The organism is Alcanivorax jadensis T9, from assembly GCF_000756655.1.
Lineage (GTDB): Bacteria > Pseudomonadota > Gammaproteobacteria > Pseudomonadales > Alcanivoracaceae > Alcanivorax > Alcanivorax jadensis.
This window is the reverse complement of the sequence record NZ_ARXU01000001.1, coordinates 509,653-521,199: the sequence shown is the minus strand read 5'-3', so window position 1 is coordinate 521,199 and position 11,547 is coordinate 509,653. Positions and strand designations below refer to the sequence as shown.

Annotated in this window: 10 protein-coding genes; 5 read left to right on the top strand and 5 right to left on the bottom strand. The window is 58.1% G+C overall.

Annotation, left to right across the window (positions count from 1 at the left end; genetic code table 11):
- Window positions 1–11: 11 nt before the first annotated feature.
- Window positions 12–722 carry a pseudouridine synthase gene (locus T9A_RS02400; RefSeq protein WP_035244723.1) on the top strand — a complete coding sequence of 237 codons (711 nt, stop codon included), beginning with the start codon at window positions 12–14 and terminating at the stop codon, window positions 720–722.
- Window positions 723–805: 83 nt separating this feature from the next.
- On the opposite strand, the gene T9A_RS02395 is transcribed toward T9A_RS02400, so the two are convergent.
- Both T9A_RS02395 and T9A_RS02390 read right to left on the bottom strand, forming a co-directional pair.
- A complete protein-coding gene (locus T9A_RS02395; protein ID WP_084573363.1) occupies window positions 806–1,690 on the bottom strand; it encodes an oxygenase MpaB family protein in 885 nt (294 codons plus the stop codon).
- A 127-nt stretch (window positions 1,691–1,817) separates the two neighbouring features.
- On the bottom strand, window positions 1,818–2,702 hold the full coding sequence (locus T9A_RS02390) for a LysR substrate-binding domain-containing protein (protein WP_035244721.1): 885 nt from the start codon (window positions 2,700–2,702) through the stop codon (window positions 1,818–1,820).
- Between the two features lie 129 nt (window positions 2,703–2,831).
- Between T9A_RS02390 and T9A_RS02385 the strand changes: the two genes are divergently transcribed.
- Entirely contained in the window at window positions 2,832–3,035 is a 204-nt protein-coding gene (locus T9A_RS02385) for a hypothetical protein (RefSeq protein WP_035244720.1), read from the top strand.
- 199 nt (window positions 3,036–3,234) lie between these two features.
- On the opposite strand, the gene T9A_RS02380 is transcribed toward T9A_RS02385, so the two are convergent.
- Window positions 3,235–4,890, bottom strand: a complete 1,656-nt coding sequence (locus tag T9A_RS02380; protein ID WP_035244718.1) for an electron transfer flavoprotein-ubiquinone oxidoreductase — start codon at window positions 4,888–4,890, stop codon at window positions 3,235–3,237.
- 480 nt (window positions 4,891–5,370) lie between these two features.
- Here T9A_RS02380 and T9A_RS02375 point away from each other — a divergent pair, with 480 nt between their 5' ends.
- The 3 genes from T9A_RS02375 to T9A_RS02365 all read left to right on the top strand — a co-directional run bounded on the left by T9A_RS02375 (window position 5,371) and on the right by T9A_RS02365 (window position 8,224).
- The gene (locus T9A_RS02375) at window positions 5,371–6,120 is read left to right on the top strand and encodes an electron transfer flavoprotein subunit beta/FixA family protein (protein ID WP_035244876.1); all 750 of its coding nucleotides are present in this window, start codon (window positions 5,371–5,373) and stop codon (window positions 6,118–6,120) included.
- On the top strand, window positions 6,120–7,049 hold the full coding sequence (locus T9A_RS02370; protein ID WP_035244716.1) for an electron transfer flavoprotein subunit alpha/FixB family protein: 930 nt from the start codon (window positions 6,120–6,122) through the stop codon (window positions 7,047–7,049). Before T9A_RS02375 ends, T9A_RS02370 begins: the two co-directional genes overlap by 1 nt.
- Before the next feature lie 398 nt (window positions 7,050–7,447).
- Window positions 7,448–8,224, top strand: coding sequence for an SDR family NAD(P)-dependent oxidoreductase (locus tag T9A_RS02365; protein WP_035244714.1), 777 nt, complete (start codon window positions 7,448–7,450; stop codon window positions 8,222–8,224).
- A 50-nt stretch (window positions 8,225–8,274) separates the two neighbouring features.
- On the opposite strand, the gene T9A_RS02360 is transcribed toward T9A_RS02365, so the two are convergent.
- Window positions 8,275–9,378, bottom strand: coding sequence for an NAD(P)/FAD-dependent oxidoreductase (locus T9A_RS02360; protein ID WP_035244713.1), 1,104 nt, complete (start codon window positions 9,376–9,378; stop codon window positions 8,275–8,277).
- 70 nt (window positions 9,379–9,448) lie between these two features.
- Window positions 9,449–11,485: an LTA synthase family protein gene (locus T9A_RS02355; protein ID WP_035244712.1), complete on the bottom strand. Its 2,037-nt coding sequence runs from the start codon at window positions 11,483–11,485 to the stop codon at window positions 9,449–9,451.
- Between the last annotated feature and the right edge of the window lie 62 nt (window positions 11,486–11,547).

Here is an 11,547-nt window from a genome sequence, read left to right as displayed (position 1 = left end):
ATCATGTCTCCATGACCTCCCGATTCCATCGACTTGACCGGTTTCTCAGCGCCCGCCTGCAAATCAGCCGAAGCAATCTTCGGTTATTGCTGGCTGCCGGGCGCGTGCAGGTGAATGACGAGGTGGAGCGTGACCGGCAGCGACGGATCGGCCCCTTTGATGTGGTGGTTTGCGATGGTGAGATTCTGCAGGCAACCCGGGCTCGGTATCTGATGATCAACAAGCCCGCCGGGGTGGTCAGCGCCACCCGGGATGATCACCACTCCACGGTGCTGGATCTGTTGCCGGAGGATCAGCGAGAGGGATTACATCTGGCCGGGCGGCTGGATTTCAATTCCACCGGCCTGGTGCTGCTGACCAATGATGGCGACTGGTCCCGGCAGTTGAGTCAGCCGGAGAATCAGGTGAGTAAGCATTATCGGGTGACGGTGGAAAAGCCGTTAGCCGAAGAGTACGTGGCGGCGTTCGCCGAGGGTATGTGGTTTGAGTACGAGGGCATTGTGACGCGCCCAGCTACGCTGAAGATCCGCAGCACGTTCGAGGCTGACGTGTGGCTGTGCGAGGGCCGCTATCACCAGATCAAGCGCATGTTCGGGCGTTTTGATAACAAAGTGCTGACGTTGCATCGGCTGGCGATTGGCAACCTGGTGCTTGATGAAAAGTTGAAACCGGGTGAGTGGCGGGAGCTTACGGCGTCGGAACTGGCTGTCTTTTTGGATTAAGCCGTTGGAGCTTTGCTTGCAAAGCGAAGGGTCAGATTCAGCGCTTCGCCTTGCGAGCAAGGCTCCAACGGGGTGCGGTGGTATCAAACCAGCGGCTTGTCATGCTTCAGGCGGCGGCGGAAATCCCATAACACCAGGTTGTAGGGCGCTTGCCGGATGACGCGTGGCAGCAGCAGACTGATGCGGCCAATGGTGCGCACGGTACGCTCGAAACGCCGCTGTTTTTTGTCATTCCATTCCAGCTGCATTTGCTCACGAATCTCGGCTGGCAGGAAACCGGTGGTCACAAACCGGTTGAAACGCCCCAACAGAAACCGGGTTGGCGAGCTGAGGAATGTCAGGTCGGCGATCATCATCAGATACTGGCGGATGCGCTCGTCGATGTGCAGCTTCTGCAGGCCCTCCTGCCAGTAGGCGTCAAACGCCTCCAGGTCTTTCGGCCAGGTATCCTGCCGCACTTGCAGGGTGGTCCCCAGCGGGTGGGCCAGCTGGTAAAAGGTTTCCTGTTCCTCCCGGCTCATTGGCCCATGGAGTTTCTGGTGAGTGTCCACGAAGCCCCAGTAGAGACAGGCGGCGACCCACATCTGCAGGTTTTCATCGAAGGCGTTGTATTTCACCGGTGAGTCTTCGGTGGAGTGTACCTGGGCATGGGAACGATTCACTGCCCTGCGGTAGGCCAGCTTCTCTTCACTGGTGCCCATCATGGCGACGGCCAGGTAGGTGAAGGTGGTGCGCGAGCGTTTGATCGGATGATGCAGGATTGAGCCACTTTCCACGCGGCTTTCCGCTACCCCATACCCCACCGCTGGCAGGGCCAGTTGCAGGATGATGTTGGCACCACCGGCCAACAGCATGGCGCCATCGAAGATACCGGGGAATTGCTGGTCCAGTTCCCTCGCGGTGAGGGGAGTGGGCCATTCGTGTTCCAGTCGGGCCTGGCGGCTTTCCAGGTTGGCTTGAGCTGTCATTGTTTTTCTGTCCTCGCAGTCAGCGTGGTGGTTCATACGCCTGTTTCATTTCATGCTAGCGAGGAGTGCGCCATCAAACAATGAGACAAAATTAATTATTTGTATCATTGTGGCTTTTTCTGAACGCTTATAGCCGCAATGCGCGGAAAACAGCGCGCACATGGCCGGCCAGTACATGAGTGGCAGAGCCTTCTTCCCCTCGATAAAGCATGGCGATCTGGTAATCGCCCAGCTCCGGTAACTGGTATTCATCGCCCAGTTGCTGCAGGGGAGGCTGAATCAGGCTGAGGGGGAAGGGGCCAATGGCCAGATCGGCCTGCATGGCGGCTTCCTGGCCGGCGCAGTGTTCGCTGGTGTAGGCGACCCGATAGCGGTGATCACTGCGGTCCAGAGCTTCCAGGGCCATCTTGCGCCAGGGGCAGCCTTGGCTGGCCAGTGCCAGGGGCAGGGGAGTCTGGCTGACGGCGATGCCGCCTTGTGCGCCGGCCCAGACCAGCGGTTCGCTATGCACCACTTCCCCCCGTGCCGGGCGGGCCTGTTTGCCGGTGGTAACCATAATCAGATCCAGCTTGCCCGCATCCAGCTGCTTCAGCATGTCGGCGCTGCGACCGACAATCACATTTACCTGTACTGCAGGATGGGAGCGGGAAAACTGGGTCAGTACCTGGGGCAGGATACGGGTGCCGATATCGTCCGGTGTTCCCAGTCTTACGGTCCCTTCCAGCTCCGGGGCGGTGAAGTGGCTGATGGCTTCCTGGTTCAGTTTCAGCAGGCGCCGGGCATAGCCGAGCATGGCTTCGCCTTCGGCCGTGAGACTTACCCGGCGGGCTTCGCGCAGGAACAGTCGCTGGCCTACCTGTTGTTCCAGCCGCTTGATCTGCATGCTCAGGGCAGAGGGGGTACGGAACACTTCGGCAGCGGCCTGGGTGAAGCTCTCGGTCTCAGCGATGGCCACGAAGCTGCGCAGGATTTCCGTGTCCAGCAGGGGCTGAAGAGGGCTGTCCGGAGGCATGATTCACCTTTCAGAAAAATTGAACGATAGGTAAAGATCTTTTCGATTTACTGATAGTAAACCCGATTGCATCATGGAGGCCAATCACAACCCAGCCACTCCACAACGTTCTCGAACAGGGAGGAGACCATGAAACGCAATGACCCCCACACACTGGAAGCTCCCCAGCGGATTCAGTCCCGCAAGCCGGACCTGCACATGCCGGCCATGCCACCACTGGAACTGATGGACGCTCTGGACTATCGCATTCGGCTGGCCTGGTATCGCCTGCGCAAGAATCGCGCGGAGCAGCGAGCCCGTGTGATCCAGCGGCTGCAAAGAAAGCCGGTCTGAGCGTTGCGTCTGATGCGGATGTGAAGGCACAGCAAGGCGCCTGATTCGCCTTGTGAACAAGGCTCCAACGGGGCAGCGATTTACCGTTGGAGCTTTGCTTGCAAAACGAAGTCTTACGATTCCTGGCGACTGACCAGACACAAAAAAGGCGCCTGAGAAGGCGCCTTTTTTGTTTGCAACACGGAAGCCGTGCGGTCAATTACATGTTCGGGTAATTGGGGCCGCCGGTGCCTTCCGGAGCCACCCAGTTGATGTTCTGGGTAGGGTCCTTGATGTCGCAGGTTTTGCAGTGCACGCAGTTCTGGGCGTTGATCTGGAAACGCTTGTCGCCAGTGTTCTCGTCCTCGACCACTTCGTACACACCCGCCGGGCAGTAACGCTGGGCCGGCTCGTCCCACTTGGGCAGGTTCACCTCAAGCGGTACGTTCGGGTCTTTCAGCGTCAGGTGACACGGCTGATCTTCTTCGTGGTTGGTGTTGGACAGGAATACGCTGTCCAACTTGGCGAAGGTGATCTTGCCGTCCGGTTTCGGGTAGTCGATCTTCTTGCTCTGATCTGCCGGCTTCAGCGTAGCGTGATCCGGGGTGGTGTCACGCATGGTGATCGGCAGTTTGCCGTTGAACAGGTTGATGTCCACGAAGGCAAAGGCAGAGCCGATGAAGTTACCGAACTTGTGCTGAGCAGGACCGAAGTTGCGCTGAGCGTGCAGTTCTTCGTGTACCCAGCTCTTGTCGAAGGCGTCCTTGTACTCGGTCAGCTCGTCGCTGCCACGGCCGCCTTTCAGGGCTTCTGCCAGGATTTCTGCGGCAATCATGCCGGACTTCATGGCGGTGTGGGTGCCCTTGATCTTGGCGAAGTTCAGGGTGCCAGCGTTACAGCCCACCAGCAGACCACCGGGGAAGGTCATCTTCGGCAGGGATTGCAGGCCACCTTTGGAGATGGCACGGGCGCCGTAGGAGACACGCTTGCCGCCTTCCAGGTGCTTGCTGATTTCCGGGTTGGTCTTCCAGCGCTGCATCTCGTCGAACGGAGAGACATGCGGGTTGGAGTAGGCCAGGTCGGTGATCAGACCCAGGGCAACCTGGTTGTTCTCGATGTGATACAGGAACGCACCACCCGGGGAGCCGGATTCGGTCAGCGGCCAGCCAGCGGTGTGCACTACCAGACCTTCCTGGTGCTTGGCCGGATCGATGTCCCACAGTTCCTTGATGCCGAGACCGTAATGCTGCGGGTCGGTGCCTTCGCGCAGGTTGAATTTTTCCTGCAGCTGTTTGCCCAGGTGGCCGCGGCAGCCTTCGGAGAAGATGGTGTACTTGGCGTGCAGCTCCATGCCGGGGGTATAGCTGGGCTTGTGCTCGCCGTCGTGGCCGATGCCGGAATCGCCGGTGGCGATACCTTTCACCGAACCATCTTCCTTGTAGAGTACTTCGCTGGCGGCAAAGCCGGGGAAGATCTCGATGCCCAGACCTTCGGCCTGTTCTGCCAGCCAGCGGCACAGGTTACCCAGGGAAATGATGTAGTTCCCTTCGTTGTGCATGGTCTTGGGTACGAACAGGTTCGGCACTTTCTGTGCCTTTTCCGGGCCGGTGAGGTAGTAGATCTCGTCGCCGGTGACCTTGGTGTTCACCGGAGCGCCCATTTCCTGCCAGTTGGGAAACAGCTCGTTCAGGGCGCGCGGCTCAAGCACCGCACCGGAGAGAATATGGGCACCGACTTCGGAGCCTTTCTCTACCACGACCACACTGATTTCCTGACCGGTTTCCTGGGCGATCTGGCCCAGACGGCAGGCGGTTGCCAGACCGGAAGGACCGGCGCCGACGATGACTACATCGACTTCCATAGATTCGCGTTCCACAGCCTGTCTCCTCGCTATCGATTGCGTGTTCGGCCCTGAAGCCACTGAGAAAGGGGTTCTGAAACACTCTGCCACAGAAAAACCTTTCTCAGCAGCTGCCTGGGGCCAGCCTTGGGGTGGCGCGGAGTATATAGAGATAGGCGAAACCGCACCACTGCCTGGGTTGGCCGCAACGCCCGCTGCATTGTTACCGGGTGTTGATCCGGCGGGGCGGCGCACTGCAGCTATTTCAAACAGGTGTTCGGATTATCCCTTGCTAGCTGGTTGATTTACAAGGAAATGGCCGACTGCAAAGTCACGAAAAGTGGACACCTTGTGTGGTCTATTTGCAGCAAAATCATTCGCTTACAGATTTTCGGCCTATTGACCTGCTTTAACCTAGCGTTCAAGATAGCGGCTCTTTCGCGGGGGTGGACCCGGCAACGGCGTCAATTATCGCCTCCTTCTACATGTCACCCAATGGAACATTCCGAGGATCCTATGAAGGTTCTTGTACCCATCAAGCGAGTCGTTGATTACAACGTCAAGGTTCGCGTGAAGGCTGACAACACTGGTGTTGATCTCGCCAATGTCAAAATGGCCATGAACCCCTTTTGTGAAATCGCTGTAGAAGAAGCGGTACGTCTGAAAGAGAAGGGTGTGGTTACCGAAATCGTTGCTGTTTCCATCGGTCCCAAGACCGCTCAGGAACAACTGCGTACTGCCATGGCTCTGGGCGCTGACCGCTCTATCCTGGTAGAAACTGACGAAGACGTTCAGCCGCTGGGCATCGCCAAAGCGCTGAAAGCCATCGTTGACGAAGAGAAGCCTGAGCTGGTTATTCTGGGCAAGCAGGCTATCGACGGCGACAACAACCAGACCGGCCAGATGCTGGCTGCGTTGACCGGTATGCCGCAGGGCACTTTCGCGTCTGAAGTGGACGTGGCCGACGGTAAAGTGAAGGTTACCCGTGAAATCGACGGCGGCCTGCAGACTGTTGAGCTGAACCTGCCGGCAGTGGTTACCACTGACCTGCGCCTGAACGAGCCGCGTTACGCGTCTCTGCCAAACATCATGAAAGCCAAGAAGAAGCCGCTGGATACCAAAACAGCCGCTGATCTGGGCGTTGACCTGACTCCGCGTGTGACCACTGTCAGTGTGGAAGCTCCGGCCGAGCGTCAGGCTGGCATCATCGTTGGCTCCGTTGACGAGCTGGTCGAGAAACTGAAGAACGAAGCGAAGGTGATCTGATGAGTGTATTAGTTTACGCCGAACACGATAACGCCGCGCTCAACAAGGTCACCCTGAGTGTGGTTGCTGCTGCCAAAGAGATCGGCGGCGACATCACTGTGCTGGTAGCCGGTAAAGGCTGTGGCGCTGTTGCTGAAGAAGCGGCCAAGATTGATGGCGTTTCCAAGGTACTGTGCGCTGACAACGATGCTTACGAGCATCAGCTGGCCGAAAACATTGGCGATCTGGTTGCCGAAGTCGGCGCCGATTACAGCCACATCCTGGCTGCTGCCACCACCACCGGCAAGAACTTCGCGCCCCGCGCCGCTGCTCTGCTGGACGTGGCCCAGATTTCCGAAATCTCCGACGTGGTCGACGCTGATACCTTCAAGCGCCCGATCTACGCCGGTAACGCTATCGCTACCGTTAAGTGTGGCGATGCGAAGAAAGTGATCACCGTACGTGGTACTTCCTTCGATGGCGTTGCAGCAGAAGGCGGTTCCGCCTCTGTTGAGAACTTGGACGTTGTTAAAGACGCTGGCATCTCCTCCTTCGTGGGTGAAGAGCTGGCCAAGTCTGACCGTCCCGAGCTGACCTCTGCCGAGATCGTGATCTCCGGTGGTCGTGGCATGGGTAACGGTGAGAACTTTGAAATCCTGTACAAGCTGGCTGACAAGCTGGGCGCTGGCGTGGGTGCATCCCGTGCTGCCGTCGACGCAGGTTTCGTACCCAACGACATGCAGGTCGGTCAGACCGGTAAAATCGTTGCGCCGAACCTGTACGTTGCTGTGGGCATCTCCGGTGCCATTCAGCATCTGGCCGGCATGAAAGACTCCAAGGTCATCGTTGCTATCAACAAGGACGAAGAAGCCCCCATCTTCCAGGTGGCGGACTACGGCCTGGTGGCTGACCTGTTCGAAGCAGTACCGGAGCTGGACGGCAAGCTGTAAAAAGCCTGCTTCCCGCACCAACAAAAAACCCGGCCTTGTGCCGGGTTTTTTGTTTTCAGGTACAAGCTGCGCTCAATGGAGTGGCGAAAACCCAAACGTTACGCGAAATAATGAACTCCTACGAAGCCGCTGTAGGAGTTCCTCTTGAGGGACGAACCGAGCGACAGCGAGGAAAACGGTTCAGATGCCGCAAACGTACCTGGACCTGTCTTTGTCCCTTGGGAATTGTAAATCACTCCCTTCGGTCGTCTCGCTTCGAGAGGTTCGTCCCCTGGAAGGGAATTATTCGCTGCGCTCACCCTGCGGGCCGCCCTGGCGGGCGTTACTCCGCTACGCTACGTTCCTACTGGTGTCTTGAACTTCGTCAGGACAGACAAAGCTGAAAGCGGGAGCAAAAAATGTTTTCGGGAAAAACCGCGTTAATTACCGGCGCCTCCAGCGGCATCGGTGAACAGATGGCGAGGCAACTGGCTGCTGTGGGCTGCAACCTGATTCTGGTAGCACGGCGCACTGAGCGGCTCGATTCTCTTGCCGGGGAGTTGGCGTCGGTCACCGTTGATGTGATTACCGCTGATCTGTCTGATCCGCAAGCGGCCGAGGCGGTGTATGCCCAGACGCAGGCAGCCGGGCGGCAGGTGGATATTCTCATCAACAATGCGGGTTTTGGTTTCCAGAAGCCGCTGTTGTCTCTACCGGTAGCGGATCAGCTGGGCATGGTCGATGTAAACGTGCGCAGCCTGCTGGCGCTGACTCAGCGGTTTGCCGCGCCCATGGCGCAACGGGGCCAGGGCTGGGTGCTCAATGTGAGCTCGGTGTCTGCCTGGTTTCCGATCCCGGGCATGGCCACCTATGCAGCCAGCAAGGCCTGTGTGCTGCATCTGAGTCGTGCTCTCCACGAAGAACTCAAGCCAGCGGGCATTGTGGTGACGGCACTGTGCCCCGGCGGCACCCGCACCGAGTTTTCGTCCATCGCCCGTGAGCGGATGGACCCGGATCTGGAAAAAGCCATGATGCCTGCGGACGTAGTGGCAGCGGCCGGGCTGAAGGCGCTGGCCAGTGGGAAAGCGGTGGTGGTTCCCGGTGCCTTGTATCGAATCATGGTCTCTTTGGTGCGGGTATTGCCTGCTAGCTGGGTGACGCGTTTGGCGGGAAGGGTCATGGGGCGTCATCACTGATGCCGCTCTCAATTTCCGCTGAGCGTAGGGTGCACTGAGCCTACGTAAACTTAACCGAGGTTGGCGATATCTTCCGCAATGGCCAGTGCCGCCGTCAGCCCGGGTGATTCAATGCCGAGCAGGTTGATCATGCCTTTGATGCCGTGCTCCTTTTCTCCCTGTATCAGAAAATCCCGATAGGGTTCTCCTTCCATAAACAGCTTGGGGCGGATGCCGGCGTAGGCAGGGGTGAGTCTGTCGGCGTCCAGGCTTGGCCAGTAGCGTCGTATCGCTTCTTCGAATTGCGGTAGCCGGGTGATGTTGACCTGGTAATCCCTGTGCTTGATCCATTCCACATCCGGGCCGAAGCGGGCATTGCCGGCCTGGTCTACGGTGAGGTGAATACCCAGTCCGTCTGCTTCCGGTAGCGGGTAGACCAGCCTCCGGGTGGGGCTGCCCCCGCTGAGGGAAAAATAGTTGCCTCGGGCCAGCCGCTGTTCGGGAATCTTTTCTGCGGGAAAGCCGTTGCAGTCTTTCAGCAAGGGAACGGCATGGAGGCCTGCGGCATTGATCAAGTGCTGGCAACGGAGTTCAAAGGTTGTGTCGTCACTTTCTACCTGCAGCAGGAAATCCCCTGGGCCACAGTCAATCCGCTGCACCCGGTGCCGATAACAGAGCAGGGCATGCTGGCGCTCCGCTTCCTGAGCCAGTATTGAAAGGAAGGCATGGCTATCAAGGATGCCGCTGTGCTCGCTGAGCAGGGCTTCACTGGCCTGTAACCATGGCTCCTGCTGACGCAGCCATGACTGGTTGCACCGATGCAGTCCTGTGGCGCCACTCTCCATCGCGTTACGGTACAGATTGTCCAGCGCCTCTTGCTGGCTCTGTGAGGCGACGATCAGCTTGCCGCACTGCTGATAGGGAATCTGTTGTTCCTGGCAGTACTGGTACAGCAGGGCGTTGCCACGCAGGCACAGGCGAGCTTTCAGGGAATCTGGCGGGTAGTAGAGGCCAGCGTGGATGACTTCGCTGTTGCGGGAAGAAAGATGTTCGCCGAAACGGCTTTCCTGCTCGAGCAATACAACAGATCTGGAGGGTGCAAGTTCACTGGCGATGGCCAGGCCAATGACGCCAGCGCCGATGATGACGGTGTCGGTGGTTTCCCGTGGTTGCACTTAGTTTAGCTCATAAATAATGACGCCCTCAGTCTGAGGGCGTCATGGGTAGCGAACAAGGGCCTGTGGCTTAATCGTCCACGTTGTCGTAGAACATGTAGCGAGACGTTTCGTATTGCCCGCGAGCCAGTTTGAACAGCCGCTCGAAGACTTCCGGGTGCTTTGCAGCCACGTCCTGTTTGGGGGTGTCGCTATGCAGATCATGCAAGGTGGCGTTGCTGCCATCCGCATTCATGCGGACCAGAAAATCTTTCGTGACCATGCCGTAGATGGGGCTGGGGCCTTCTTGCAATACCACAAAATTGGCGCGGTCTCCTTCCGGAGCGGGAATCTGGAAATCCCGACCCAGGGTGGTGTTGCGGTAGTTGAGTCCCAGCATACCGGCAACGGTGGGTAGCACATCAACCAGGCCCACCGACTCCTCAATCACTCTGGGTTTCAGGTAGCGGGGAGCATAAATGATGTGCGGCACATGATGACTTTCCAGCCCCAGCTGATCCATGGCCGGCATGTGGGGCAGGGTGGTGATGCGGTTGCTGTGATCACCAAAGAACACAAAGATGGTGTTGTCGAAATAATCACTTTCCCGGGCCCATTTCATGTACTCGCCCACGTTGTAATCCAGTAGCCGTACCGCGTTGAACTGGGCGGCGCTGCGGAAGCCGTATTTGGCCAACTGCTCATCGGACAGGTCCGTGCGTGGCTGGAAGTCACCGTTATTGTCCGGGATGGTGAAAGGCCGGTGGTTACCGGCGGTCTGGATGAAGGCAAAGAACGGCTGATCATCCGGCAGGTCGGCGAGAATCTGGTTGGATTCGCGGAACAGGTTCAGGTCGGAAATGCCCCACACGTCCACGTCCGGCGATTGCCAGTCACCTTCCTGATATAGCTCCAGATCATCAATGGTTTGTTGCACCAGGCCGTCAATGTTGGCCCAGCCGGCATTGCCACCAATGAAATAGAAATTCCGGTAGCCCTCGAATTCATTCAGCACCGTCCGCTGGTGGCTCGTAAGCGGGTTGCGGCTGGCGCTTTCGGTGGGAGCCACATCAGGGATGCCGGTAAAGGTGGCCCAGATAGTCTTGGCGGTGCCAGTCACTGGCACATAGAAATTTTCGAAGCGCCAGCCATCACGTCCCAGCTGGTCCAGATTGGGGCTGCTTTCCACCGGCAAGCCGTAGCTGCTGACACGGCTTGCACCCAGAGATTCCAGCATCACAAAAACCACATTCGGCGGGCGCTCATGGTCAAGCTTGTGACTCTGCACCTCCACCGTTCGTACGAAATTGAGATCCTGACGCTGATCCTCGGGAATGCCGAGATGATCAGCAATGAGCGGGTAATACTCGGCGACCTGTTCCTTGTCGAAAGGGGACACGGGAATCAGCAGGGTGTCGCGAAAGTAGAGGACCGGGTTCAAACCCAGGGCGCCGATGGCCCGGTCGCCGGACACAAAGGCTTCACTCCAGCGCAGCGGAATGGGGTTAAGGATGTTGATGTTGCTGACCCGGCCAAGAATGGCAAAGAAGAACAGGGTAAAGCAGACCAGAAAACCGACGGTGGCCTGGAATCCGGAGATGCCGGCAGCCGTCCGCTGCAGCAGTTTGCGTTCGGCGATACGAGCGAGCCAGTAACTGCCGGCCACGCCGGCAACCAGGCCAAGGGTAATCCAGATCACCGGGTAGCTTTCCCACACCATCAGGGTGGAATCCCGAGTGTCCTGCATGAAGCGCAGGGCGGTAACGTTTAGCCGTTCACCGAGATAGGCGTAATGGCCAAAGTCGAGAATATAGGTGAGACCTAGCAGAGCCAGCGCAATGATCAGATAGCCATGGGCAAGGAGACGCATCAGGCGGCTGTTAAGCAGATTGAAGCGCGGCAGATAGGCCAGTGCAGCCAGGGGAAGCATCAGCAGCAGGGCCAGACGCAGATCAAAGCGCAGACCGATACCCAGGGCGCTGAGAATGGCGCCGGTTTCATAATCCGGGTTACCCGGTACCTCGGAGAAGCCAAAATAGAAAATGGCCCGCAGGATGACCATCAGGCTGAAGAAGAGCGCTGTCATGGCCAAAAGATAGTGCAGACGTCGGGATTTCAACCAGGTCATGCCGATTACTCCGTACTGGCGGAACTGAAAAAACAGGCGCCTATGCTACCGGGAAGGGCCAG

Bases quoted from the DNA above. Each gene is read 5' to 3' on its own strand.
- T9A_RS02400 (WP_035244723.1), top strand. From the start codon at position 12: ATGACCTCCCGATTCCATCGACTTGACCGGTTTCTCAGCGCCCGCCTG.
- T9A_RS02395 (WP_084573363.1), bottom strand. From the start codon at position 1,690: ATGACAGCTCAAGCCAACCTGGAAAGCCGCCAGGCCCGACTGGAACAC.
- T9A_RS02390 (WP_035244721.1), bottom strand. From the start codon at position 2,702: ATGCCTCCGGACAGCCCTCTTCAGCCCCTGCTGGACACGGAAATCCTG.
- T9A_RS02385 (WP_035244720.1), top strand. From the start codon at position 2,832: ATGAAACGCAATGACCCCCACACACTGGAAGCTCCCCAGCGGATTCAG.
- T9A_RS02375 (WP_035244876.1), top strand. From the start codon at position 5,371: ATGAAGGTTCTTGTACCCATCAAGCGAGTCGTTGATTACAACGTCAAG.
- T9A_RS02370 (WP_035244716.1), top strand. From the start codon at position 6,120: ATGAGTGTATTAGTTTACGCCGAACACGATAACGCCGCGCTCAACAAG.
- T9A_RS02365 (WP_035244714.1), top strand. From the start codon at position 7,448: ATGTTTTCGGGAAAAACCGCGTTAATTACCGGCGCCTCCAGCGGCATC.
- T9A_RS02355 (WP_035244712.1), bottom strand. From the start codon at position 11,485: ATGACCTGGTTGAAATCCCGACGTCTGCACTATCTTTTGGCCATGACA.